Below are 22,836 nucleotides of genomic sequence, written 5' to 3' on the forward strand. Positions count from 1 at the left end.
TGACCTCATGTACTACCTGGCATTGCTGGCGGACGAGAAGAACGCCACCGAATGGGCACCGGACAGTCCGGAGTTCGCGGTGGCCGTTGCGCGCCACGAGGCGTTCACGGAGAGAGCGGGCTCCGCGATCGTCGGAGGTGGTGCCCTGTATCCGAGCGCGGAGGCGGCGACCATTCGGAACGAGGGCGGCCGGACGCTGATCACGGACGGTCCGTTCGCGGAGACCGCGGAGGTGATCGGCGGTTACTACGTCCTCGAGGGATCGGACCTGGACGAGGTGCTGAATGTCGCGCGGCACATCCCCGAGGCGATCATCGAGTTGTGGCCGATGTTCGAGTGGATGCCCGTGACCGATCAGAAAGGCTGCTGGATGGCGCTGCTCCGCGAACCGGTGGCGGCGGCGGTGGCGCCGGGCACACCCCAGTGGGACGAGGGAATGGCCGAGCACGAGAAGTTCGGTCGGCTTGCCGGGTCCGCGGTGCGTGGCGGCGGAGCCCTCTATCCGCCGGACTCCGCGACGACGATCCGCGTTCGCGACGGGGAACTCCTTCTCACCGACGGCCCCTTCGCCGAGACAGCCGAGGTCGCGAACGGCCTGTACGTGCTCGCAGCCGACGACCGGGAGAGTGCGATCGCGTTGTCGGCGAAGATCCCGGTGACGCCGAAGGGCTGCATCGAACTCCGGCAGATCGTCGCCTACTCCGAGTAATGGACGGCGACACGCTGAGCCGCGTCTTCCGGGAGGAGTCCGGTCGGGCGCTGGCCACCGTGGCACGGATGGTCGGCGACCTGTCCCTCGCGGAAGACGCGGTGCAGGAGGCGTTCGCCGAGGCGATCCGCAGCTGGCCGGAGGCGGGTCTGCCGAAGAACCCGGGAGCCTGGATCACGACCGTCGCCCGCAACCGGGCACTGGACCGGTTGCGCCGGGAGTCGTTGCGCGGCGACAAGGAGCACGATGCGGCGCGGCTCGTTCCGCCTCCGGACGAGGAAGAGGTGTGGCCGGTGCGTGACGATCAGTTGCGGCTCATGTTCACCTGCTGCCATCCCGCGCTGTCCCCGGAGTCGCAGGTCGCGTTGACTCTCCGCCTGGTGGCCGGGCTGCGGCCGGCGGAGATCGCCCGGTTGTTTCTCGCCCCGGAACCGACCGTGTCCCAACGGCTCAGCCGTGCAAAGTCGAAGATCCGGACGGCCGGTATCCCGTTCCGGGTCCCGCCCGACCATCTGCTGCCCGAGCGCACCCCGCAGGTGCTCGCCTGCATCTATCTGGTGTTCACCGAGGGCTATTCGGCGACGTCCGGCGACACCGCGATCCGGGACGAACTCTGCGAGGAGGCGCTGCGGCTCGGCCGGTTGCTGTGTGAGCTGATGCCGGACGAGGGTGAGGCGTGGGCGCTGATGGCGCTCATGCTGTTTCACGACAGCAGGCGCGCTCAGCGAACGGACGTCGTGGGTGATCTCGTCCCCCTCGAGGAGCACGACCGTCGGCGCTGGAACCGGGCGAAGATCGAGGAAGGTGTCGTGTGCCTGCAGGCCGCACGGCGCAGGGGAGGTGGTCGGTACGGCGCGCAGGCCACGATCGCGGCCGCCCACGCGACGGCGCCGAACTGGGCGGCCACCGATTGGAACGCCGTCGTCGCCGGATACGACGAACTCGGCACGTACGGTGACTCGCCCGCCGTTCGTCTCAATCGCGCTGTCGCAGTGAGCTTCCGCGACGGCCCCGACGCCGGCCTCGCCGAGTTGGACGCGCTCGCCGGTGAGCCGAGGCTGGCGCGAACGCACACCGTGCACGCGACCCGCGCCGACCTGCTGCGCCGAGCGGGCAGGCCCGCGGAGGCGAGCGCGGAGTACCGCGCCGCGATCGGCCTGGCGGCGAACGAACCGACCCGGCGATTCCTGGCGAGGCGGCTCGCGGAAGTGGACAGCGAGAACGGTGCCCGCTAGATCCGCCCGCGAGGCTGGTGCTGGGTGATGCAGTGGATGCCGCCGCCCCGCGCGAAGATCTGCCGGGCATCGACCGTGACGACGCGGCGACCGGGGTAGACGCTCGACAGGATGTCGCGGGCGAGGGCATCGTGAGGGTCGTCGAAGCCGCACACGATGACGCCGCCGTTGACGACGAGATGATTGATGTAGCTGTAGTCGACCCAGCCCTCCTCGTCACGCAGGACCGTCGGGGCAGGCACCTCGACGATCCGCCACGGCGCACCGGAACGGTCACGGCTGTCGGACAGAACTTTCAGGATCTCGGCGGACACCTCGTGGTCGGGGTGGGATCGGTCGCGCTGGGAGTGCACGAGAGCCACACCGGGTGCGGGCAGCGCTGCGACGATGTCGACGTGCCCCTTGGTGCCGAACTTCTCGGAATCTCGCGCGAGGCCGCGGGGGAGCCAGACGACGTGCTCGGCGCCGATCGTGCGCGCGAGTTCCGCCTCGACTCCCGCCGCGTCCAGGCCGGGGTTGCGCAGCGGGTCCAGTTGCACGGTCTCGGTGACGAGCACGGTTCCGCGACCGTCGACCTGGATCCCGCCGCCCTCGTTGACCATCGACGACGGGACCGCTTGCGCACCGGACCACCCGGTGACGGCCGCCCCGATCGACCGGTCGCGATCCCAGGTGGCCCACTCCTGCTGTCCCCAGCCGTTGAACGTCCAGTCGACGGCACCGAGTCGGTCGTCCTCGTCGAGGACGAACGTGGGTCCGATGTCGCGCATCCAGGCGTCGTCGAGGGGAGCCTCGACCACATCGATGTCCGCGGACAGATACTGCCGGGCGACGTCCCGATCCGCCGGATCGACGACCATGGTGACCGGCTCGAATTCGGCGATCGTGTGGGCGACGGCCGTCCACGCGGTCCGCGCGTCGTGCGCGTCGTCCGCGGTCGCGGTCATCGAGGCCCCGAGGGGCGGGAACGCCATCCACACCCGTTCCTGCGGTTCGGTCTCGCTCGGCATCCGCCAGGTCATGACCGGGTCTCCGCGGCCGATACCGTCGTCGGAAGGCCGTAGGGGTGCTCGTGGTCCACGGGATCGGTCAGCCGGGTGTAGGTGTCCGGCCTGCGGGTGGTCAGGAACGGGAAGAGATCGAGCCAGTCCTTCCGCTGATCGAGGTCGAGATCGGCCACCAGGACCGCCTCCTCGTCGCGGGGAGCCGACACGAGCACGCGGCCGTACGGGTCGGAGATGAACGAGGAACCGTAGAAGTCGATGCCGCCCTCGTTGCCGCAGCGGTTCGGGACCACCATGAATGTGCCACTGGTGATGCCGTTTCCGACGATCACGTGCTGCCAGATCGGCTGGGTGTCGAAGGACGGGGCGCTCGGCTCCGACCCGATCGCCGTGGGGTAGACGAGGATCTCGGCGCCGCCGAGCGAATACATCCGCGCGACTTCGGGGAACCATTCGTCCCAGCACGTCGGCAAACCGAGTGCGGCACCGTCCAGTTCGGCCGGGCGGTAGACGGGGTAGGCGTCGTGGGCGGGACCGCCGCGGAAGTAGGTGTCCTCGTAGTAGCCGGCGCTGACCGGGATGTGCAGCTTGCGGGTCCGGGAGAGCAATTCACCGGACGGGGCGACGAGGATGGCGGTGTTGAAACCGAGACCGTCGGGGCCGTCGGCTCGTTCGTAGAGGGAGGCGTGGACGCAGACCCCGTGCCGGGCAGCAGCCGCGGCCGCGAAACTGTACGTGGGTCCGGTCGTGAGGTCCTCGGCTTCGCGGCCGGGGGTCCCGGTCGCGCGGGTGTCGGCGGGGTACTTCGACAACGTGAGTTCCGGCAGGAACACCACCGCAGCGCCGAGTGCGGCCGCCTCGCCGATCGCGTCGGTCAATTCGGTGCGCAATGCGTCCGCATCGGGACGCCAGCGGTGCTGCACCAGCCCGACCCGCAGCGGCGTGCGGGCAGATTCGGTGAAGCGCGCCGGTGAGGACGGCGCGGGCAGTGCGGTGATCGTGCGAATGGTCATCGTTATTCCTTCGGTCTGGATGTGATGGGAGTGTGGGGGGTGGGCTCGGACATCACGACGTCGATCGCGCCGAGCAGATGGGAGCGGGCGTCCTCGGTGGAGATCTCCTTGCAGAGCCACCGCCCGGACAGGCCTTCGACGAGGGCGGTCATCGTGACCGCGGTGGGCTGGGGGTCGAGCGAGCGGGAGATCTCGCCGGTGACCTGCGCCTGCGCGATCGCGTCGGCGATCTCCGACACCCACGCCGCGGTGGTCCGTGCGAGCGGCTCCCGCAGCGCCTCCTCGTACACGGCGGAGGCGCGTAACTCGTTCCAGGCCAACGAGTTCTCCACGACCTCGGGGCGGTCCTGGATCTCGCCGAGGAGGGAGCGGGTGAGCCGGTCGCGGGCGGAGTCGCCGGATCCCTCACCCTCGCTGCGGTAGGCGCGGGCACGGTCGTTGATGTAGTTCAGGGCGGCCTCGAGGAGGCCGATGCGATCCTTGAAGTGGTAGTACAGCAGTCCCGGCGACACGCCCGCGACCTCCGCGACATCGTTGACGCGAAGCCCGCGGATACCTCGTTGGGCAACGGCGGTGGCGCTGGCCTTCAGAATCGCATCGCGTCGCTCGCTCATCGGTGAATCTCCTTCGGTTCGTGTCGTCCTAGGACGTCGGCGCCTCGACCGGGGCCACGTGTTCGGGCCACAGTCGCAGCGCGACGAGGTAGCCGGCCACTGCGATGGCCGACGATCCGACAAGACTGACATCGACACCGTGCGCGATGTCGGCAAGGGGCCCGGAGTACAGCGACGTGTCGACGGCGAGGACGCCGAACACCGACCCGGCCGCCCACGGGAGGACGGCGCGCAGATTCCAGCCGCCGGTGAACCAGTACCGCCCGCCCTTGCGGCCCAGGTTGAAGACCTGGAGGTCGACCGCGTCGTACTGCCCTCGCCTCGCAACCAGGAAGCCGGCGACGTTGATCGCCACCCACGGCGCGGCGAAACCGTTGAGCACCAGGGTCATCGCGGTGATCGAATCGACGGCGTCGACGACGAACACGCCGATGTAGAGCAGGGCGACCGCGAGCGCCGACGTGATCAGCGTGGTGTGGACGCGGCGCAACCGGGGGATCAGCGCTTCCAGGTCGAGGCCGCTGGCGTAGACGTTGAGGACGCCCTGCCCGAGTCCTCCCGCGAGGGCGACGAGGACGATCGGCAGCACGTACCAACCGGGCGCCTCCGCCACCAGGTCGGCAACGTAGGAGTCGCTCAGCGTGGTGAAGGTCGACGCGGTGAACGATCCGAAAGCGGCGGTCAGGAACAGCCCGAAGAAGATGCCTGCCATGGTGGCCGCGACGATCGAACGGTCGCTGAACCGCGCCCGGGAGATCCGCCTGCTGTAGTCGCCGAGCGTCGGGGCGTACGACAGCGGACCGCCGACGGCGAGGACCACGGCCAGAATCCAGGTGGGCCAGAATCCGCCGAGGAGATAGTCGCCGCTGCCCGCCCCGCCGTCGAAGCGACCACCGAACGCGAGCACACCGAGCAGGAGCAGCGCGGCGACGACGGGCAGCACGAACTTCTGGAGCGCGACCACCGTGCCGTGGCCGAACAGCGCGACGGCCACGATCTCGGCGGCGATGATGCCGTAGCCGAGGGCGAGCATGCCGTTGTCGACCGGTGTGCCGAGTAGGCGGTGAGCGGCGGCGATCAGCGCGTCACCCGAGGTCCAGACCGCGATCGCGGCGTACGCGAGGGCGAAGAGCAGGGTGAGCCCCGAGCCGATCATCCGTCCGCTCACTCCGAAGTGCGCACCACTCGACACGGTGTTGTTCGTGCCGGTGCGCGGGCCCAGGAGTGACAGGGGCGCGATGAGGAGCGTGCCGAGCCCGATGCCGACCGCGCTGGCCGCGATCGCGCTGCCGAACCCGAGTCCGAACGTGATGGGGAGCCAGCCGAACACGATCACCGAGAACGCCAGGTTGCCGCCGAAGAACACGGCGAGCAGGTTGAGCGGTCGCGAATCGCGTTCCGATTCGGGGATGTATTCCACGCCGATCGTCTCGACGTGTCCGAAGCGGTCCTCCGGTGGGGAGGGGGCGGTGTCGTCGAGGGCCGTCGTCGGGTCGAGATTCGTGGACACTGCGGACCTCACATTCCGGGGCGGAGGTGACTGTCATCACGTCCTGGTGGGTACCGAAGATATTCCAAACTGAAAATTCAGTCAAGACCGGTGAGTGACGTGCGCCACCGAGCGTGGTTCGGAGTTTGCGCTGCTACGGCGACCGGACTAGATATATGTGTGACCGCTTGTCTCATGTATCCCTCTGTCATCGGAGTGCCTGTGTCTGCCGCCGCCATCAACAGTCGTTTCGCGAACCGGTGCCGGCTCGCCGCCGCGGGGACGGCGTTCGGGCTACGCGACGTCGAGGGTGGACGGTGAGGTCGCCGCTCGTCCGGTGGCAGCTGATCGGCTTCGTTCTCGTGGCCCTCATGGGCCTCGTCTACGTGGGTGCCAACTACGTGCGCCTGGGCAATCTCCTCGGATTCGGCGAATACACCGTGCACCTCGAATTGGAGACGTCGGGCGGCATCTTCACCAATGCGGAAGTCACGTACCGCGGCGTGCCGGTCGGCCGCGTCGGGGCCATGTCCCTGACCGCGGACGGCGTCGTCGTCGAACTGAGGATCGACACGAGCACGCCCGACATTCCCGCCTCCGCGAAAGCCGTCGTGGCCAACAGGTCGGCGATCGGCGAGCAGTACGTCGACCTTCAGCCTGCCACCGATCGCGGGCCGTACCTGGCGGACGGATCCCGTATCGCCGCCGTCGACACGTCGACGCCGGTTCCCGTCGAAGAATTGCTCGCCGGCACGCAGGGATTGACGGAATCCGTGCCGATCGACGCGCTCCACACCGTCGTGACGGAACTCGGGGCGGCGTTGGACGGCAAGGGCGAAGACCTTCGGTCGCTCGCGGATTCGTTGTCCGGACTGTCGGCGTCGGGCGCCGAATCGCTCGATCGAACAGTGGCTTTGGTGCGCGACGGCCGCAGCGTTCTGGGAACGCAGTCCGAACAGTCTTCGGCGATCAAGGGTTTCAGTGCCGACCTGGACTCGCTCGCGGACCGGCTGCGCAGCAGCGACCCGGACGTGCGGCGGCTGATCGACAACGGCAATCCGGCGAGCGATCAACTGGGGCAACTCGTCTCGGAGGCCGGGCCGGGTACCACGACGAACCTCGCCAACCTGTCCGCTACGGCGAAGGCGGTCTCGGTGCAGGCCACGGCCCTGCAGACCCTGTTCGTGTATCTGCCGGGGGTGGCGGCGGCGTCCTCGACCATTGCGCCCGACGACGGAACCGTGCACCTGGGTCTGGTGGCAGAGACCAACAATCCGCCGTCGTGCACCGTCGGCTACGAGGGCACCCAGGCGATCCTCCGGGAGATGAAGCGGAACGATCCGAACTTCGACGACACGCAGCAGGACTTCCCGCAGAACACTGCCGCGTCCTGTGCGGCTCCGCCGGGCAGCCTCACCGGTGTCCGCAGCGCGAACCGGATCGTGTTCGGAGACCCCGCCACCGTGCAGCCGTGGGACTCCACACCCAAGAAGGACCCGAACAAGTTGGACCTCAACCCGATTGCGAATCAGCTCGCCCCGCTCCTCGGGGTGACCCCCAACTGACGCGAGTTCTCGGCCCGGATCCAGGACCCTCCCGGGCTCCGGGTTGACAACTGCGCGTCGATCCTGCAATCTTCGAAACAGGTCACGAGTACCAGCGTCAAGCCCCGGCTTGCTGGTCGGCAACCCTCCACCGCGGCGGGGTGCTCCGGGTGACGACCAGGCTGAGGTCCATACCGGACCCGGCAAGCGCGGACTCCGAGAGGGCACCGACCCTGCGACGAGTCCCTGACTACGAGGGATGTCGTGATGACTGCTGTATTGACCGCCGACGTGTGTGTTGCCCCCCTGGCTCAGGTTTCGGGCTCCGACCTGCGGGTTCCGCTCGTCCAGGGCGGCGATTGCACCTACGTCAACTTCGACTACGCCGCCAGCGCGCCAGCGTTGGCGCAGGTGACCGACCGAATCGGGGCACTGCTCCCGACGTACTCCAGCGTGCACCGCGGCGCCGGCTACGCGTCGCGGGTGTCGACCGAATGCTACGAGAAGGCCCGCGACTCGGTCGCCCGGTTCGTCGGAGCGGGTGAGGACCAGGTGGTGGTCTTCACCCGGAACACGACCGACTCGCTGAATCTGCTCGCCGGCTGCGTCCCTGGCAGCACCGTGGTCCTCGACATCGAGCACCACGCGAACCTGCTGCCGTGGAAGAACTCTCGCGTCGTGCGGGCGGCGGACACGCTGGACGAGACCGTCCGCCTGCTCGTCGCCGAACTGTGCTCCAAGCCCACCGCCCTGCTCGCGGTGACCGGAGCGTCCAACGTGACCGGCGAGGTGCTGCCGATCGCAGCCCTCGCCGAGGTAGCGCATCGTTGCGGCGCACGGATTCTCGTCGACGCCGCTCAGCTCGCACCGCACCGCCGCATCGACGTCGAGGAGTGGGGCGTCGACTACCTCGCCTTCTCCGGGCACAAGTTGTACGCGCCCTTCGGCGCCGGCGTGCTGGTCGGCCGCCGGGACTGGCTCGACGCCGCCGAGCCCTACCTCGCAGGCGGCGGCGCGGTCCGGAACGTGACCGTCGAATCCACCCAGTGGGCGCCCGCCCCGGCCCGGCACGAGGCGGGCACCCCCAACGTGCTCGGCGCAGCAGCGCTCGCCGCCGCGTGCGATGCGCTGTCCGAGCTGGACTTCGGCACGGTGGCCGAACACGAGGCGGCGCTCACCGGCCGCCTCCTCGACGGCCTCGGCTCCGTCGACGGCCTGGAGTTCCTGCGGCTGTGGTCGGACGCCCCCGACACCGTGGGGATCGTGACGTTCACGATCGACGGGTTCGAACCGGGAGAGATCGCCGCCTACCTGTCCGCCGAACACGGAATCGGAGTTCGCGACGGGCGTTTCTGCGCCCATCCGCTGCTGGGACGCCTCGGCAGGCCCGACGGCGCCGTGCGGGTGAGTGTGGGTCTCGGAAGCTGCTCCGAGGACGTGGATCGGCTGGTCGACGCGGTGCGCACGCTGGTGGCGGGGCGCCGGAACTGGACCTACGCCAAGGAGAGCGGCCAGTGGAATCCGGTGCCGGAGACGCGTTTTTCGCGGGACGCGCTAGTATGACCGCATGGCATCGCAGGCTGGGAGCGCAATGATTGCTCACTGGTGCCGTCGGCATGTCGATCTGTGCCGAACCGCCTCGGGTATGTGTTCGAGCTGACCGTTCTTCCAGCTCCGTTTCATTCACACGTCATTCCCGAGGAACCCTTATGTCTCGAGACAATGCCTTCGTTTCCCGTCCCCTTCGCGTCGCCGTCGAACTGACCGGCTCCGGCCACCACCCGGCGGCCGAGGGTGCCCCGGGCACGCGGCCGATCAACGGTGCGGACTACTGGGTGGACCTGACCGCCGACTCGACGGATCAGCTCGACCTCACGTCGTTCCCGCCGAACGTCGTCCGGATCCGGGCGTCCGATCTGCGTGAGGCGCAGCAGGAACGCGCGCGGATCCGCGCCGAACTCGTCGCCGACGGGCGCGACCCCGACAGCGTCACCGTCCTGGTGGACCTCGAGGTGCTCATCGCCGGAGAGGCCCGCGCCGCGCGCAAGGAGCTGGCCCTCCTCGACAGCGCACTGGATGCACCGCGTGCTCCGGTGTCGTTGCAGTACATCGGAACTCCGGTCGGCCTCGCCGGGCTCATCGCCGACATCCAGGCGGCCGGCGTCGCCGACGGCGTGACCCTGCTGCCGCTGTCGCTGCCCAGGGTTCTGGAGCAGCTCGTCGACGGCACCCTCCCGTGGCTGGAGGAGCGAGGTCTCGTCACCTCCGCCGACGCCGTCGACGAAGCGCTGCGCCGCTTCGGCCTCCCCCTCCGCGAGCGGGTACTGGCGTCCTGACCAGGTCAGTTGCCGTTGTTCGCTGAACCGAGCGGAGTGGGCCGGTAGTACCGGCCCTCGTGATACAGCAGGGGAGCCGAAGCGGAATCGTCGTCTGCCTCGGCATGGACGCGGGTGACGAGGCCGATGACGAGTGTGTGATCGCCGACGGGAATCAGCTGGTCCACGATGACCCGCAACCAGCTGGGAGTTCCGTGGAGGACCGGTTCGCCGGTGTCGAGTCGCGCCCAGAGCGACTCGTCGGCGAACCTCTGGTCGGCGCTTCGGGAGAATCGCTGAGCCAGGTGCTGCTGGTGCTCCCCGAGCAGATGGATCACCAGCGAATCCGCGGAATGAAGTGCCTCGATGCTGGACGAGGTGTTCGCGATGTTGAACGACACCAACGGCGGGTCCAATGACACGGACGAGAACGAGGACGCGGTGAACCCGACCGGGCCGGACCCCGAGTCGAGAGTCACGATGGTGACGCCCGCCGGATGACGACGCAGGGCTGCGCGGTAATCCTCGGCGCAGATTCCGGGGGCGAGTTCAGGGTCGCGGGGGAGGTCCGAACCATCGACGGTTTCGGCGTTCTCGGCTCTGTCGGACAAATCATTCTCCGGGTCGGCCCGTGTGGGCACTGTGTCATTCTCGTTCACGTCACCCTTGTTCACGAGATCTGACGTCAACTATAGGGGCGTGAACCGCCCGGGATTCAGTCGACGTCGATCGCCAGGCCCGCGGTGATCCGCACCAACTCCGAGAAGGACGTGCGGAAGACCGTGTCCGGGTGCCCGGCGGCCGCCCACAGTTCCGCGTACTCGGACAGGGCGTTGTCGACGTACGTCGGAAGGTTCGTGGGATGTCCGAGCGGAGCGATACCCCCGATCGGCTGGCCGGTCGCGATCCGCACCATGTCGAGGGGCGCCCGGGTCAGATTTCCCTGCAGCCGTTTGCCCGTGTTCGCCAGATCCACCTCGTGCGCCCCCGACACGAGGAGCAGGATCGGGTCGTCGTCCAGGAGGAACACCAGCGACTTGGTGATGGCCCCGATATCGACCCCCAGCGACTCCGCCGCCTCGGCCGCGGAGTGGGTGGAGTCGGGCTGGGTCACGATCACCCCATGGTGCCCTCGCGCGATCAGAGTCTCGGCGACATGCGCGGCGTGGGGGTGCAGGGGCGTCGGCATGAACCAAGAGTAGGTCCATTCCCCCGGTACGACATCAAGAAGCGTCGTCCGACACGACATCGGAACGGGGCGTAGTCGATTCCGGCTTCCGGAGACGCCGGGCGGTGAACCCGAACAGCAGTCCGAGCCCGACCGCCGAGTAGAGCGCGAGGGCGAGCGCGGGCTGTCCGAGCCCCACGTCGTCGAAGTACACGATGCTGCGAATTCCCTCGGTGCCGGCGCCCGGGGTGATCCAGCGTCCGATGGCCGCGTAGAAGGCGGGGATGACGTTCGAACCGAACGCCCCGCCGGCGCTGGGATTGCCCAGAATGACGAAGACGGCGATCGCGAGAGGGACGGCGAGGATGCCGACCGAGGCGCGCAACCCCAGCGTGAACACGGCGGTGCCGAAGACGACGCCGGTTCCGAGGAGCCACAGCGGGAACCAGTGTCCTGCGAACGTGCCGAGCACGTGAGTGGTGATCAGGGCGCCGAGGGCGCCGGACAGCACGGCGTACCCGAGCAGGACAGCCGTGTGCGCGGACGCCTGACGCAGGGTTCGCGGGGCGCCGATGAACAGGCCGATCGCCGCCGCGAGCAGGTAGCCGCCGACCACCCAGCCGACCGCCAGATAGAAGCCGGAGAGTCCACGGTTGTCGTGCGCACCGACCGGAATTTCGTCGCGGACCGTGAACTGACGGCCCTGACTGTTCTCCACCTGGGCGACGACCGATTCGAGCGCGCTGGAGATGGAGCTGCCGCCCGCGCTCGCCGTGATCAGGGTGTCGGGGCCGACGGGGTTCACGACGAACGCACCCTGGATCTCGCGGTCGTGAAGGAGCCGCCGGGCTTCCGCGGTGTCCGAGACGACACGGGCCCGCAGCGGCCGGCCGTCGATCGCGTCGAGCCGGTCGGCGACCTGCTGGTCCGTGCCTGTGGGCAGTCCCTCCGCTGCGACGACACCGATCTCGATGTCGCGGGGCGTGGGCTGATGGAACGCGGCCACGTAGCTGAGGATGAAGCCGAGCTGGAGGAGCAGAACGCCGAAGACCAGCGCGACCATCACCTTGGGCGCGCCGTACTTCGACACCGGACTGTCGTGGTGCACGGGAGCCTGGGTGGGGGATTCGCTGTCGGTCATGGTCATCGGACGTCCTCGATCCTTGTCGATACCGTGGGTATTGAATACCCTAGGTATCGTGACTGAAGATCGTCAACGGGACAGTCGTCACACCGAATGGGCGCCCACGCCGCGTCCCGGTCGTGACGTCGTGCGTCAGCGCCTCCTCGACGCGGCGGCGGAGGAATTCGCGGAACGGGGCTTCAGCGCGGCCAGGCTCGCCGAGGTGGCGCGCCGGGCCGGGTTCACCAAGGGGGCGGTCTATTCGAACTTCGAGTCGAAGCAGGACCTGTTCGCCGAACTCTTCGCGGCACGCTCACTCGAACTGGCGGGACGGGTCCTCGCCGAGATCGCCGGCATGAACCCCTCGGACGCCGCGGGCAAAGGCGGCGAGGCCGTCGCGTCGTGGATGGTGCGCGAACCGGGCTGGTCGCTGCTGGTGCTCGAATTCGGCGTGCTCGCCGCACGCGACCCGCAGATCGCCCAGGCCTACCTGCGGGAGCGGCGGCAATTGCGGGGAAAGCTCGTCGAATTGATCGGCGAGCGCGCGCGGGAGTGGGGGGTCGACGACACGTTCGACGTCCGCACCACGGCCATCTCGCTGATGGCGCTCATCTCCGGCCTCGTGCTCGAACACTCCGTCGACCCCGAGGAAGTGGATCAGTCGACGATGGGCGCCGCGGTCACCGCACTGTTCGCGGGCGCCGTCGCCAGGGCCGGGCTGACCTGATCTCAGGCGGTCTGGGCGACGACCCCGTCGAGGAAGCCGTCTATGTGGGCCCACGTGGAGTCCTTGGCCTTCGGGCCCGCGACGAGCCCGAGGTGGCTGCCCGGCGCGGACTCGAACCGCACCGACGGAGAACCTGTGAGCACGTCCGTCGCCGCCCGGACCGACGGGATCGGCGCGATGACGTCCTCGGTGCCGCCGATCGCGAGAACCGGCACCGCGAGATCGGCCAGCGCGATCGCGCCGTTCCGGGTCTGGAAACTCCCCGCGGCGAGCGCGTTCCCGAGGATCAGCTCGGTGCAGACCTGGCGGAAGAACCGCGCGGGATAACCCGGCATGTCGGCCATGAACCGGTCGATGGACTCCATGCGTGCCAGGGTCTCGGTGTCGTGCAGGTTCCGGGCGATGAACCACGGCTTGGTGAGCTCGCGCTGCAGTGCGGTGAAACGGTAGCTCGCCTGGACCAGCGGCGCGGGCAGCCCGCCCATCGCCCGCGTCGCGGTGGTGAGGGGGCGATCGCCCGTGAACCGGCCGACCATCCGCAGCGGCGCGATCATGGTCACCGACTCGTAGTCGATCGGCGTGCCGATCGCCGTCACCGAACCGATCGGCAGATAGTTTCGGCCCGCCGCCGTGAGCAGCGACATCGTTCCCCCGAGGCTCCAGCCGATCAGGTCGACGGGTGCACCGTCGTGGAGTCGGGACACGCGATCGACCGCCGTCGGGATGAAGTCGTCGATCCAATCCTCGAACCCGAGGCCGCGGTCCGAGTAGCCCATCGTGCCGTAGTCGACGAGATACGCCGCCTTGCCCGAACTGACCAGATGCGCGGCCAGGCTCTGGCCCGGCCGGAGGTCGAAGCAGTGTGCGGGCGCCGCGAGCGGGGGCACGAGGAGGACGGGCCGGCCGCCGTCGGTCTCGGTGCTGTCGAATCGGTACAGGTCCTGATGGGGCGCCTCGTGGATGCGCGTCGACGGGGTTCGCTGGACCGGTGCGATTCCGCCGCCGAAGGACAGTCGCCAGGCGTTGCGGGTCAGCGTGTTCAGCGTCGGGTTCCAGGCGATGTCGAGCACTGATTTCCTCTCGTGGCGGCGCAGATCCTTCAGGTATCTGTGACGTCAACATACAGGTAATATCGCGGTCGTCCGTCAGCGGGAGGCGAGCAGAACCCGCAGCACCGTCGCGGGCCGGAGCAGCGCCCCCGGGCGGTCGAGAAGATGTGTCACCCGGAGGAACGCGGACCCCACGGCCGGGTCGACGGACGCCGCCCGATCGAGCCGGGACGTGTACGCATTGACCAACCGGACCCGCGCCGACCGCCGACCGGGCACGGCCGGGATCCGGAGGTCGTTGTCTACGGTGAGCGTCCACGCGGCATCGATACACCGGTTCGCCCCGCGGAGGAACCGGCGAGCGAGATGCGCGCGCCCCGACTGCAGGCAGTCCCGCAGGATCGTCGCCTCCACCGCGGCGACGCTCATGCCCTGGCCGTAGATCGGGTTGAACGAGCAGATGGCGTCCGCGAACGGCAGGTAATTCGACGGCAGATCGTCCGCGGAATAGTGCCGGCGGACGGTCCTCGGGATCCGGTAGCGCACGCCGTCGTCCACCGGCTCGGCCGTGCGCAGCGCGTCGTACATGTCCGGGGCGGGAAACGACTTCACGAAGTCGAGGAAGCCGTCCGGATCCAGCGGCGGCACGTCGTCCCCGTACCCGGCGAGAGTGACGATCCAGGTGCCGTCCTCCTGCACGCCCATGAAACCGCTGCGCGGACTCGACGGTCCCGGCGCCATCCCGATGCCGGAATCCCCGTCCAGGTGCGGCGGGTCGAGCCGGAAATGCCTCGTCGCGTAGCTGACGTCCACAGCCAGCTGCGACTCGGATGGCGGCGCGAAACCCAGCTCGCCGAGCCGGGCGACAGTCTGCGAACTGCGGCCGGACGAGTCCACGACGAGATCGGCCGGGGCGACCTCCGGTGGGACGCCGCCCCGGTGCTGCACGGTCACGCCGGTCACCCGCCCGCCGTCGACGGTGAGACCCGTGACGTCGGAACGGTCCAGTATCCGCACATTCGGCAGCGCCTCGACCCGCCTGCGCATCTGCCACTCGACGAGCGGCCTGCTCGCGAGAATGCCGGGAACCCCACTGATCTCGCGGGCCATCCGGTGCCCGTCGACGATCCACCGGATGTCGCCCAGTGCGTCGCCTGCGGTGGCGCCGAGGGCCAGGAGCTCGGACGCGAATCCCGGCAGGAGGTCCTCCATCGCGGCCTGCCCGCCGGCGAGAAGGGCGTGCACGTGCCGGGCCTGCGGCACGCACCTGCGTGGGGTGGCCGTCTCGGGCAGGACGTCGCGGTCGAGGACGACGACGCTCCGGAACGCTCCGGCGAGAGCCGCCGCGGCAAGCAGTCCCCCCATTCCGGCGCCGACGACCACGGCGTTGCCGGCCGGGGTCGTCTGGTGCGTCATGGCGGCTGTCCGTTCACAAGACGGTGCAGAGACCTCCAGGGTATTTCGCCTGACCTCGAACAGCGGTGGTTACTCTGGAGTAATGACCGAACAGAAGACCTGGAATGCGTTCACCGTCGAGCGCAAGGATCACGTCGCGCAGGTGACGCTCATCGGACCCGGAAAGGGCAACGCGATGGGCCCGGATTTCTGGAGCGAGCTCCCCGAGATCTTCGGTGAACTCGACGCCGATCCGGACGTGCGGGCCGTGGTGATCGCCGGCTCCGGCAAGAACTTCTCCTTCGGTCTCGATCTTCCCGCCATGAGCAGCAGCTTCGGTTCCGTCCTCGCCGACAAGGCGCAGGCCGGCCCGCGTACCGCGTTCCACGACATGATCAAGCGGATGCAATCCGGGATCAACGCGGTCGCCGACTGCCGCAAACCGGTGGTCGCGGCCATCCAGGGCTGGTGCATCGGCGGTGGCGTCGACCTGATCTCTGCGTGCGACATCCGCTACGCCAGCACCGACGCGAAGTTCAGCATCCGTGAGGTCAAGGTCGCGATCGTCGCCGACATGGGCAGCTTCGCCAGGCTTCCCGCCATCATCGGCGACGGCCATCTGCGGGAACTCGCGCTCACCGGCAAGGACATCGACTCCGGGCGCGCCGAGAAGATCGGTCTCGTCAACGGCGTCTTCGCGGACGCCGACGCCGTCCTCGCCGCCGCGCAGGAGACCGCGGCCGAGATCGCGGCGAACCCGCCGCTCGTCGTCCACGGCATCAAAGACGTCCTCGACCACTCCCGCGCGGCCGCCGTCGACGACAGCCTGCGCTACGTCGCCGCATGGAACGCCGCGTTCCTGCCGTCGCAGGACCTGACCGAGGCGATCACCGCCGTCTTCGAGAAGCGCGCCCCCGAATTCACAGGCGAATAGTCCGTCCGTCGGTACAGCCGCACTTCCGGAACGGGTGCGGTTGTACCGGTCGCAGAGGATTATCCGCAGGTAAAGCCCAGTTCATCAGTTGCCCGAAACCTCGCCGCGCTCGCATACTTGCGGACTACAAGTAAACGACAGCGCAGCGAGGAAACAGTGTCGAATTCGGTCGAAACGCCGGTGGCCTACACCCACCGGCAGATCCTGGCTGTACTCAGTGGGTTGATGCTCGGCATGTTCCTCGCCGCGCTCGACCAGACGATCGTGGCGACGGCGATCCGCACCATCGCCGACGACCTCGACGGGTACTCGCTGCAGGCGTGGGCCACCACCGCGTACCTCGTCACCGCCACCCTGGCGACGCCGCTCTACGGCAAACTGTCCGACATCTACGGCCGCAAGCCGTTCTTCATGTTCGCGATCACGGTGTTCGTGATCGGCTCGGTCCTGTGCACGTTCTCGACGTCGATGTACATGCTCGCGGCCTTCCGTGCGGTCCAGGGACTCGGTGCGGGCGGCCTGTTCTCGTTGGCGCTCACCATCATCGGCGACATCGTCTCCCCGCGTGAACGGGCCAAGTACCAGGGCTACTTCCTGGCCGTGTTCGGCACGTCCAGCGTCCTCGGTCCGGTCCTCGGCGGAGTGTTCGCCGGACAGGACGAGCTCCTCGGAATCGACGGCTGGCGTTGGGTTTTCCTCGTCAACGTGCCGGTGGGACTCGTCGCGCTCACGGTCGTCTCCCGGGTGCTGCACCTGCCGCGACGACCGAGCGGAAGCCGGCGGATCGACTGGTGGGGTGCGATCGCCCTCGCGGTGGGTGTGGTGCCGTTGCTCGTTGTCGCCGAACAGGGGCACAGCTGGGGATGGGAAAGCTCGAAGTCGTTGGCGTGCTATGTCATCGGCGTCATCGGCGTGCTGGCCTTCGTGCTCGTGGAACTGGCGATGAAAGACGACGCGCTCATCCCGATGCGCTTCTTCCGCAACAGCACCTTCGCGCTCGGCGTCGTGATCAGCCTCGTCGTGGGCGCCGTCATGTTCGGCGGCATCACCCTCCTACCTCAGTACCTGCAGGTGGTGAAGGGCTCGAGCCCCACCCTCGCCGGGTTCCAGATCCTGCCGATGGTCCTCGGTCTCATGGCCGGCTCGGTGGTCAGCGGTCAGATGATCTCGCGGACCGGACGGTACCGGTACTTCCCGATCCTGGGCACCGCCCTGATCGCGGTCGGCGCGTTCCTGCTGCACACGCTGGCCGCCGACACCCCGATGCCCGTCGTGATGGTGTTCATGCTGATCCTCGGCCTCGGTCTCGGAAACTTGATGCAGCCCCTCACCCTCGCCATTCAGAACGCGCTGCCCCCACAGGACATGGGGGTGTCGACCGGGGCGGCCACGTTCTTCCGGCAGATCGGCGGCACCGCCGGCGTCGCGATCTTCCTGTCGATCCTCTTCTCCCGCCTCACCCCGGCCATCGGCGAGCGGGTGACGGCCGCCGCAGGCACATCCGACTTCCGTCGAGCCGTGGCGGCAGCCGCGCAGAGCAACGACCCGGCCGAGGCCGCCATGGGCCAGGGAATGCTCAGCCCCGACCACGCCGGCGTCAGCGGAGTCCTCACGGACAGTTCGGTGATCGGGAAACTCGACGACGTGCTGGCCCTGCCCTTCCGGGAAGGATTCGCCGACGCCATCGGATCCGTCTTCCTCAGCGTGTCGATGCTCGCCGTCGTCGCCTTCGTCCTCACCGTGCTGTGGAAGGAAGTACCGCTCCGGAGCGAGTCCGGACTCCAGGCCGCAGCGCGGGGAGAAGCGGAGGAGTGAGAGACCACAACGGCGCCCACCCCCCGCGGGGGATGGACGCCGTTGCCGTGAACGTCGGGAGGCTCAGTGCCAGACGTTCGCCGCCGGCTCAGTGCCCGCCGTTGTCCTTCAGTCGCTTGAGCGAAGCCTCGACCTCGGCCTTCGCCTCGGCGAGCCCGACCCAGTCGGCTGCCTCGACGTGCTTGCCCGGCTCGAGGTCCTTGTAGTGGACGAAGAAGTGCTTGATGGCGTCCAGCTCGAACTGCGGGACGTCGCCGATGTCCTGGATGTGGTCCCAGCGCGGGTCGCCGGCCGGCACGCACAGCACCTTGTCGTCGCCGCCGGCCTCGTCGACCATCTTGAACATGCCGACGGGACGTGCCTCGACGATGACGCCGGGGAACACGGACTCGGGGAGCAGGACCAGCGCGTCCAGCGGATCGCCGTCCTCGCCGAGGGTGTTCTCGATGAAGCCGTAGTCGGCCGGGTAGCCGAACGCGGTGTAGAGGTAGCGGTCCAGTTTCACGCGACCGGTCACGTGGTCGACCTCGTACTTGTTTCGCTGACCCTTGGGGATCTCGATGGTGACGTCGAACTCCACGCCGATTCCTCGCTGTCGTGTCGATGATGATTCGGGGAGAGGATATCGGGTCGAGGATAAGGTTGGTTGTCTGACCACCCACGAATCACAGTGAAGACGGAGGCGCGTTGCCGGGCCAGGGAAAGAAGAAGATGGGCTCGTTGGCGGGACGCCACCGTCGGAACATGCGAATTCTGTTCGCGTCGGTCGTCGTCGTGGTGCTCGCGATGGCGGCTGTTCTGGTGGTCGCGGTGACGGCGAACAACGCGTCGGCGGGCCGCGGTGAACTGACGATCGCGCCCGAACCGGCACCGATCACGGCGGCCCCGCAGGTCACGCCGGTGCCGGACGACGCGCCGATGCCGACGGCGCAGGGGATCGCCGCCGCGGTCGGTCCGGCCGCCGCCAACCCCGACCTCGGCAAGTTCAGCGGAACGGTCGCCGACGCGGTCACGGGTCAGGTCCTGTGGAGCGTCAACCCGCAGACCCCGATGACCCCGGCGTCGACCACCAAGGTCCTCACCGCGGGATCCGCGCTGCTGGCGCTGCCGTCCGACCGTCGTGTGACGACGAAGGTGGTGCAGGGGGCGACTCCCGGCGAGATCGTCCTCGTCGCCGGTGGTGATCCCACTCTCACCGCGAAGCCGGTCGGGGAGAACGGCTACTACCCGGGTGCGGCGCACATCTCGCAGCTGGTCGATCAGATCCGGAACGCGGGCGTCCAGGTGACGAGCATCGTGGTCGACACCAGCATCTACTCGGGCGACACCATGGCGCAGGGGTGGTTCCCGACGGACGTCGGCGCCGGATTCATCACCCCCACCGAACCGATCATGATCGACGGCGGGCGGGCCGACCCGCTCGTGGACGAGTCGCCGCGCAGTTCGACACCCGCGCTCGACGCCGGGCGGACGCTCGCCGGTGCGCTCGGCGTCGCCCCGTCGGCGGTCACGTCGGGGGTCGCGGCGCCCGGTGCGGCTACCGTGGCGAGTGTGCAGTCCGCGCCGCTGCGCGACCGGTTGCGGCAGATGATGGAACACTCGGACAATGTGCTTGCCGAAGCGATCGGGCGGGAGGTTGCCATGAATGCCGGCGCGGAAGCATCGTTCGAGGGCGCCGTCGCGACCATCGGCCAGACGCTGACCGCGGCAGGATTCGATCTGTCGGGGTTCACCCTGCACGACGCGAGCGGGTTGTCCGTCGACGACCGCATCGCGCCGCACACACTCGACCAGGTCCTCACGGCGGCCGCGGGCGACGGCAATCCCGCCCTGCGGCCGATGCTCGACTACCTGCCGGTGGCCGGCGCCACGGGCAGCCTGTCCGACCGCTACGCGTCGGGGAACCGCACGGGCGCCGGGTGGGTGCGGGCGAAGACCGGCACCCTGTCCACGGCCAGCGCGCTCGCCGGCTACGTGGTGGACCAGAACGGGCGGGTGCTGACGTTCGCGCTGATGTCCAACGACCGCCCGCCGGAGGTCAGCCGTCCCGCACTCGACGCACTTGCCGCTGCGCTCCGCACGTGCGGGTGCCAGTGATGGCCGCCGAGGGAAACGCCTTCAGTGGTGCCGTCGACTGGAAGCTCGCAGCCAGGACGGGGGTGAAGCTCGCGCGCAGCGGACCGGTGACGTCGCGGTACACGGCCGAAACCGTGGTCGCGGAACTGGCCGACGCGTCGATGCGCGCGGAACTGCCCGTCCGGGAAGTCACCGGCCTCGCCGACGGACTTCCGGTGCCGACCGCCCAGATTCTCGACCGGGCCGGGTGGATCCACGCCGCCGCGCATTCGATGTCGCAACTCACGGGCGGCGACGCCGCTCCCGGCATGCTGCTCGGCAAGCCGGCGGGCCTTCAGGCCGGGGCGATGCTCGCGTACTTGTCGTCGGCGATCCTCGGCCAGTACGACCCGTTCACCGGCGACAACGGAACCCTGCTGCTGGTGGCGCCCAACGTGGTGTCCGTCGAGCGCACGTTGCGGGTGCGGCCCAGCGACTTCCGGCTCTGGGTGTGCCTCCACGAGGTGACGCACCGGGTGCAGTTCTCGTCGTCACCGTGGCTCACCGGGTACATGCAGGAGTCGGTGGAGACGCTCGGATCCGCCGAGGACGAGTCCGTCACCGACATGGTCGGCCGGTTGTCCTCCGCGCTGCGCGACCGCGGGCGCACAGAGCCGGACGAGTCGGGCGCACCGGGCGGCATCGTCGGGCTGCTGCGCGCCACCCAGGCGGAGCCGCAACGCGAGGCACTCGACCGTCTGCTGGTGCTCGGCACCCTCCTCGAGGGACATGCGGACCACGTGATGGATGCCGTCGGACCTGCGGTCGTGCCGTCGGTGGCCGCGATCCGGGCCGCGTTCGATCAGCGGCGCCGCCGCAAGAGCAACCCGGTGCAGCGTCTCGTCCGGGCGCTGCTCGGGATGGACGCCAAGATGGCGCAATACGTGCGCGGCAAGGCGTTCGTCGATGCCGTCGTGGACAAGGTCGGGATGGACCGGTTCAACGTCGTGTGGACCGGCCCCGACACGTTGCCCCGGCTCGCGGAGATCGACGCGCCGGACGCCTGGGTGTCCCGGGTACTGGGCTGATTCGAGAAGGGCTGAGCCGGTGACGCTGCTTCCCGAGGAGCCGGCGATCCTCGAGGTTCGTCACGCCGTGCGGCGCTGGATCGCGGCGCACGCCCCGGACGGCGAGATCGCGGTCGCGTTGTCGGGCGGTGCCGACTCACTGGCGCTGACCGCGGCGGCCGCCGCGGAGGCGCGTTCGGTGTGTGCCCTCGTCGTCGACCATCGGCTGCAGCCGGGGTCGGCCGACGTGGCCGACGAGGCCGCGGCCCGTGCCCGGGCGCTCGGCTGCGCGTCCGCCGAGGTGCTTCCCGTCGATGTGACCGGGTCGGGCGGGCTCGAGGCGGCGGCCCGGCAGGCCCGCTACCGCGCCCTCGACGCGGCGCGCGGAACCCGCCCGGTGCTGTTGGGACACACCCTCGACGACCAGGCCGAAACAGTGCTGCTGGGGTTGTCGCGCGGTTCGGGTGGTCGATCCATCTGGGGGATGAGCGCGTACGACAGCCCGTGGGGGCGACCGCTGCTGGACGTGAAACGCGCGGTGACCCGGCAGGCCTGCGCGGAACTGGCACTCAGCCCGCACGAGGATCCGCACAACGCCTCACCCGACTTCGTGCGGGTGCGGCTGCGCACCGAGGTGCTGCCGCTGCTCGAGGACGTCCTGGGCGGCGGCGTCGCCGGGGCCCTCGCCCGCACCGGGGAACACCTGCGCGAGGAAGGGGCGGTCCTCGACGCGATGGCCGCCGACGCCGAGGCGAAAGTCGTGGTGAACGGCGAAATCGACGCGGCCCTACTCGTTCTGTCGGCGCCACCCGTCCGCAGGCGGGTGCTGCGCAGCTGGCTCCTCGCAGCCGGTGCGCGCGGTCTCGGAGACAGACAATTGCGGGCCGTGGACGACCTCGTCGCACGGTGGCGGGGACAGGGACAGGTGGCGATCGGGGGCGGAACACCGGACGCGAGGTTGGTGGTCCGCCGACGACGTGGCAGGCTGAACGTCGGATTGGACGACCGACGAAGGGTTTGATCGCGTGTACGAAGGCGACATCGCATCGGTACTGATCTCCGAGGACGAGATTCGTCGACGTACCGTCGAACTGGCCGAGGAGATCGCCAAGCGCTACCCGGAGGGTGCCCCGGAAGGGGATCTGCTCCTGGTGGGTGTCCTCAAGGGCGCCATCTTCTTCATGACCGACTTCGCGCGGGCCCTTCCCATCCCCACCCAGATGGAGTTCATGGCCGTCAGCTCCTACGGGTCGTCGACGTCGTCCTCCGGCGTCGTGCGCATCCTCAAGGACCTCGACAAGGACATCGCCGGCCGGCACGTGCTGATCGTCGAGGACATCATCGACTCCGGTCTGACGCTGTCCTGGCTGATGCGCAACCTGTCGAGCCGCAACCCGGCGTCCCTCGAGGTCGTCACGCTGCTGCGCAAGCCCGACGCCATCAAGGTCGACGTCAACGTCGCGAACGTCGGCTTCGACATCCCCAACGAATTCGTCGTCGGGTACGGCCTCGACTATGCCGAGCGGTACCGCGACCTGCCGTACATCGGGACCCTCGAGCCTTCCGTCTACGGCGGCTGA

At 68.9% G+C, this 22,836-nt stretch carries 23 protein-coding genes and 1 riboswitch; of the genes, 13 read left to right on the plus strand and 10 right to left on the minus strand.

From position 1 onward, the window contains the following. The first annotated feature begins 7 nt into the window (after nucleotides 1-7). Both AZG88_RS34935 and AZG88_RS34940 read left to right on the plus strand, forming a co-directional pair. Nucleotides 8-709 carry a YciI family protein gene (locus tag AZG88_RS34935; RefSeq protein WP_005245010.1) on the plus strand — a complete coding sequence of 234 codons (702 nt, stop codon included), beginning with the start codon at nucleotides 8-10 and terminating at the stop codon, nucleotides 707-709. Next, nucleotides 709-1,944 carry an RNA polymerase sigma factor gene (locus tag AZG88_RS34940; protein WP_061700382.1) on the plus strand — a complete coding sequence of 412 codons (1,236 nt, stop codon included), beginning with the start codon at nucleotides 709-711 and terminating at the stop codon, nucleotides 1,942-1,944. Before AZG88_RS34935 ends, AZG88_RS34940 begins: the two co-directional genes overlap by 1 nt. Here the strand turns inward: AZG88_RS34940 and AZG88_RS34945 are convergent. From AZG88_RS34945 to AZG88_RS34960, 4 genes are read right to left on the minus strand one after another with little or no spacing between them, the layout of a single operon-like run. Beyond that, entirely contained in the window at nucleotides 1,941-2,966 is a 1,026-nt protein-coding gene (locus tag AZG88_RS34945) for an agmatine deiminase family protein (protein ID WP_061700383.1), read from the minus strand. The genes AZG88_RS34940 and AZG88_RS34945 overlap by 4 nt on opposite strands. Beyond that, complete coding sequence (locus AZG88_RS34950; protein ID WP_061700384.1) at nucleotides 2,963-3,961, minus strand: nitrilase-related carbon-nitrogen hydrolase; 999 nt, start codon at nucleotides 3,959-3,961, stop codon at nucleotides 2,963-2,965. Before AZG88_RS34950 ends, AZG88_RS34945 begins: the two co-directional genes overlap by 4 nt. Nucleotides 3,962-3,963: 2 nt before the next feature. Further along, the gene (locus tag AZG88_RS34955; protein ID WP_061700385.1) at nucleotides 3,964-4,575 is read right to left on the minus strand and encodes a TetR/AcrR family transcriptional regulator; all 612 of its coding nucleotides are present in this window, start codon (nucleotides 4,573-4,575) and stop codon (nucleotides 3,964-3,966) included. A gap of 28 nt (nucleotides 4,576-4,603) precedes the next feature. Beyond that, nucleotides 4,604-6,085, minus strand: coding sequence for a purine-cytosine permease family protein (locus AZG88_RS34960; protein ID WP_061700386.1), 1,482 nt, complete (start codon nucleotides 6,083-6,085; stop codon nucleotides 4,604-4,606). A gap of 296 nt (nucleotides 6,086-6,381) precedes the next feature. Here AZG88_RS34960 and AZG88_RS34965 point away from each other — a divergent pair, with 296 nt between their 5' ends. The 4 genes from AZG88_RS34965 (at nucleotide 6,382) to AZG88_RS34975 (ending at nucleotide 9,944) form a co-directional block, all read left to right on the plus strand. Then, nucleotides 6,382-7,629 carry an MCE family protein gene (locus tag AZG88_RS34965; RefSeq protein ID WP_061700387.1) on the plus strand — a complete coding sequence of 416 codons (1,248 nt, stop codon included), beginning with the start codon at nucleotides 6,382-6,384 and terminating at the stop codon, nucleotides 7,627-7,629. Between the two features lie 80 nt (nucleotides 7,630-7,709). Continuing rightward, nucleotides 7,710-7,824, plus strand: a riboswitch (SAM riboswitch). A gap of 51 nt (nucleotides 7,825-7,875) precedes the next feature. Then, nucleotides 7,876-9,171, plus strand: coding sequence for an aminotransferase class V-fold PLP-dependent enzyme (locus tag AZG88_RS34970; RefSeq protein ID WP_025431738.1), 1,296 nt, complete (start codon nucleotides 7,876-7,878; stop codon nucleotides 9,169-9,171). A gap of 28 nt (nucleotides 9,172-9,199) precedes the next feature. Then, nucleotides 9,200-9,268, plus strand: coding sequence for a putative leader peptide (locus tag AZG88_RS55815; protein ID WP_369325290.1), 69 nt, complete (start codon nucleotides 9,200-9,202; stop codon nucleotides 9,266-9,268). A 49-nt stretch (nucleotides 9,269-9,317) separates the two neighbouring features. Then, nucleotides 9,318-9,944, plus strand: a complete 627-nt coding sequence (locus AZG88_RS34975; protein ID WP_005244993.1) for a hypothetical protein — start codon at nucleotides 9,318-9,320, stop codon at nucleotides 9,942-9,944. Between the two features lie 5 nt (nucleotides 9,945-9,949). Here the strand turns inward: AZG88_RS34975 and dszD are convergent, their stop codons facing one another. From dszD to AZG88_RS34990, 3 genes are all read right to left on the minus strand, one after another. Continuing rightward, complete coding sequence (dszD, locus tag AZG88_RS34980; RefSeq protein WP_005244992.1) at nucleotides 9,950-10,534, minus strand: NADH:FMN oxidoreductase DszD; 585 nt, start codon at nucleotides 10,532-10,534, stop codon at nucleotides 9,950-9,952. Nucleotides 10,535-10,638: 104 nt separating this feature from the next. Next, nucleotides 10,639-11,112 carry a YbaK/EbsC family protein gene (locus AZG88_RS34985; protein WP_005244991.1) on the minus strand — a complete coding sequence of 158 codons (474 nt, stop codon included), beginning with the start codon at nucleotides 11,110-11,112 and terminating at the stop codon, nucleotides 10,639-10,641. A 34-nt stretch (nucleotides 11,113-11,146) separates the two neighbouring features. Beyond that, nucleotides 11,147-12,238, minus strand: coding sequence for a hypothetical protein (locus tag AZG88_RS34990; RefSeq protein ID WP_061700388.1), 1,092 nt, complete (start codon nucleotides 12,236-12,238; stop codon nucleotides 11,147-11,149). Between AZG88_RS34990 and AZG88_RS34995 the strand changes: the two genes are divergently transcribed. Further along, nucleotides 12,231-12,941 (plus strand): TetR/AcrR family transcriptional regulator, encoded by a 711-nt coding sequence (locus AZG88_RS34995; protein ID WP_005244989.1) that lies wholly within the window; start codon nucleotides 12,231-12,233, stop codon nucleotides 12,939-12,941. The genes AZG88_RS34990 and AZG88_RS34995 overlap by 8 nt on opposite strands. 2 nt (nucleotides 12,942-12,943) lie before the next feature. Here AZG88_RS34995 and AZG88_RS35000 read toward each other — a convergent pair whose 3' ends face one another. Both AZG88_RS35000 and AZG88_RS35005 read right to left on the minus strand, forming a co-directional pair. Next, entirely contained in the window at nucleotides 12,944-14,011 is a 1,068-nt protein-coding gene (locus AZG88_RS35000; RefSeq protein WP_061700389.1) for an alpha/beta fold hydrolase, read from the minus strand. Nucleotides 14,012-14,086: 75 nt separating this feature from the next. After that, complete coding sequence (locus tag AZG88_RS35005; RefSeq protein ID WP_061700390.1) at nucleotides 14,087-15,406, minus strand: hypothetical protein; 1,320 nt, start codon at nucleotides 15,404-15,406, stop codon at nucleotides 14,087-14,089. An 82-nt stretch (nucleotides 15,407-15,488) separates the two neighbouring features. Here AZG88_RS35005 and AZG88_RS35010 point away from each other — a divergent pair, with 82 nt between their 5' ends. Together AZG88_RS35010 and AZG88_RS35015 are read left to right on the plus strand one after the other, a co-directional pair. Then, nucleotides 15,489-16,319 carry a crotonase/enoyl-CoA hydratase family protein gene (locus tag AZG88_RS35010; protein ID WP_061700391.1) on the plus strand — a complete coding sequence of 277 codons (831 nt, stop codon included), beginning with the start codon at nucleotides 15,489-15,491 and terminating at the stop codon, nucleotides 16,317-16,319. Nucleotides 16,320-16,436: 117 nt separating this feature from the next. Then, on the plus strand, nucleotides 16,437-18,134 hold the full coding sequence (locus tag AZG88_RS35015; RefSeq protein ID WP_005244983.1) for an MDR family MFS transporter: 1,698 nt from the start codon (nucleotides 16,437-16,439) through the stop codon (nucleotides 18,132-18,134). Between the two features lie 88 nt (nucleotides 18,135-18,222). Here AZG88_RS35015 and AZG88_RS35020 read toward each other — a convergent pair whose 3' ends face one another. Continuing rightward, nucleotides 18,223-18,714 carry an inorganic diphosphatase gene (locus tag AZG88_RS35020; protein WP_005244982.1) on the minus strand — a complete coding sequence of 164 codons (492 nt, stop codon included), beginning with the start codon at nucleotides 18,712-18,714 and terminating at the stop codon, nucleotides 18,223-18,225. A 131-nt stretch (nucleotides 18,715-18,845) separates the two neighbouring features. Here AZG88_RS35020 and dacB point away from each other — a divergent pair, with 131 nt between their 5' ends. From dacB to hpt, 4 genes are read left to right on the plus strand one after another with little or no spacing between them, the layout of a single operon-like run. Next, complete coding sequence (dacB, locus tag AZG88_RS35025; RefSeq protein ID WP_061044544.1) at nucleotides 18,846-20,231, plus strand: D-alanyl-D-alanine carboxypeptidase/D-alanyl-D-alanine endopeptidase; 1,386 nt, start codon at nucleotides 18,846-18,848, stop codon at nucleotides 20,229-20,231. After that, nucleotides 20,231-21,277, plus strand: a complete 1,047-nt coding sequence (locus AZG88_RS35030; RefSeq protein WP_005244978.1) for a zinc-dependent metalloprotease — start codon at nucleotides 20,231-20,233, stop codon at nucleotides 21,275-21,277. Before dacB ends, AZG88_RS35030 begins: the two co-directional genes overlap by 1 nt. A 19-nt stretch (nucleotides 21,278-21,296) precedes the next feature. Continuing rightward, nucleotides 21,297-22,277 carry a tRNA lysidine(34) synthetase TilS gene (tilS, locus tag AZG88_RS35035; RefSeq protein ID WP_061700392.1) on the plus strand — a complete coding sequence of 327 codons (981 nt, stop codon included), beginning with the start codon at nucleotides 21,297-21,299 and terminating at the stop codon, nucleotides 22,275-22,277. A 4-nt stretch (nucleotides 22,278-22,281) separates the two neighbouring features. Next, nucleotides 22,282-22,836 (plus strand): hypoxanthine phosphoribosyltransferase, encoded by a 555-nt coding sequence (hpt, locus tag AZG88_RS35040; protein WP_005244976.1) that lies wholly within the window; start codon nucleotides 22,282-22,284, stop codon nucleotides 22,834-22,836.

The organism is Rhodococcus sp. LB1 (assembly GCF_001583455.1).
GTDB classification, from domain to species: domain Bacteria; phylum Actinomycetota; class Actinomycetes; order Mycobacteriales; family Mycobacteriaceae; genus Rhodococcus_F; species Rhodococcus_F opacus.

What these genes read in the sequence shown, in the direction of transcription:
- AZG88_RS34935 (WP_005245010.1), top strand. Translation starts at nt 8, where the DNA reads ATGTACTACCTGGCATTGCTGGCGGACGAGAAGAACGCCACCGAATGG.
- AZG88_RS34940 (WP_061700382.1), top strand. Translation starts at nt 709, where the DNA reads ATGGACGGCGACACGCTGAGCCGCGTCTTCCGGGAGGAGTCCGGTCGG.
- AZG88_RS34945 (WP_061700383.1), bottom strand. Translation starts at nt 2,966, where the DNA reads ATGACCTGGCGGATGCCGAGCGAGACCGAACCGCAGGAACGGGTGTGG.
- AZG88_RS34950 (WP_061700384.1), bottom strand. Translation starts at nt 3,961, where the DNA reads ATGACCATTCGCACGATCACCGCACTGCCCGCGCCGTCCTCACCGGCG.
- AZG88_RS34955 (WP_061700385.1), bottom strand. Translation starts at nt 4,575, where the DNA reads ATGAGCGAGCGACGCGATGCGATTCTGAAGGCCAGCGCCACCGCCGTT.
- AZG88_RS34970 (WP_025431738.1), top strand. Translation starts at nt 7,876, where the DNA reads ATGACTGCTGTATTGACCGCCGACGTGTGTGTTGCCCCCCTGGCTCAG.
- AZG88_RS34975 (WP_005244993.1), top strand. Translation starts at nt 9,318, where the DNA reads ATGTCTCGAGACAATGCCTTCGTTTCCCGTCCCCTTCGCGTCGCCGTC.
- AZG88_RS34985 (WP_005244991.1), bottom strand. Translation starts at nt 11,112, where the DNA reads ATGCCGACGCCCCTGCACCCCCACGCCGCGCATGTCGCCGAGACTCTG.
- AZG88_RS34995 (WP_005244989.1), top strand. Translation starts at nt 12,231, where the DNA reads ATGGTCATCGGACGTCCTCGATCCTTGTCGATACCGTGGGTATTGAAT.
- AZG88_RS34990 (WP_061700388.1), bottom strand. Translation starts at nt 12,238, where the DNA reads ATGACCATGACCGACAGCGAATCCCCCACCCAGGCTCCCGTGCACCAC.
- AZG88_RS35005 (WP_061700390.1), bottom strand. Translation starts at nt 15,406, where the DNA reads ATGACGCACCAGACGACCCCGGCCGGCAACGCCGTGGTCGTCGGCGCC.
- AZG88_RS35010 (WP_061700391.1), top strand. Translation starts at nt 15,489, where the DNA reads ATGACCGAACAGAAGACCTGGAATGCGTTCACCGTCGAGCGCAAGGAT.
- dacB (WP_061044544.1), top strand. Translation starts at nt 18,846, where the DNA reads ATGGGCTCGTTGGCGGGACGCCACCGTCGGAACATGCGAATTCTGTTC.
- AZG88_RS35030 (WP_005244978.1), top strand. Translation starts at nt 20,231, where the DNA reads ATGGCCGCCGAGGGAAACGCCTTCAGTGGTGCCGTCGACTGGAAGCTC.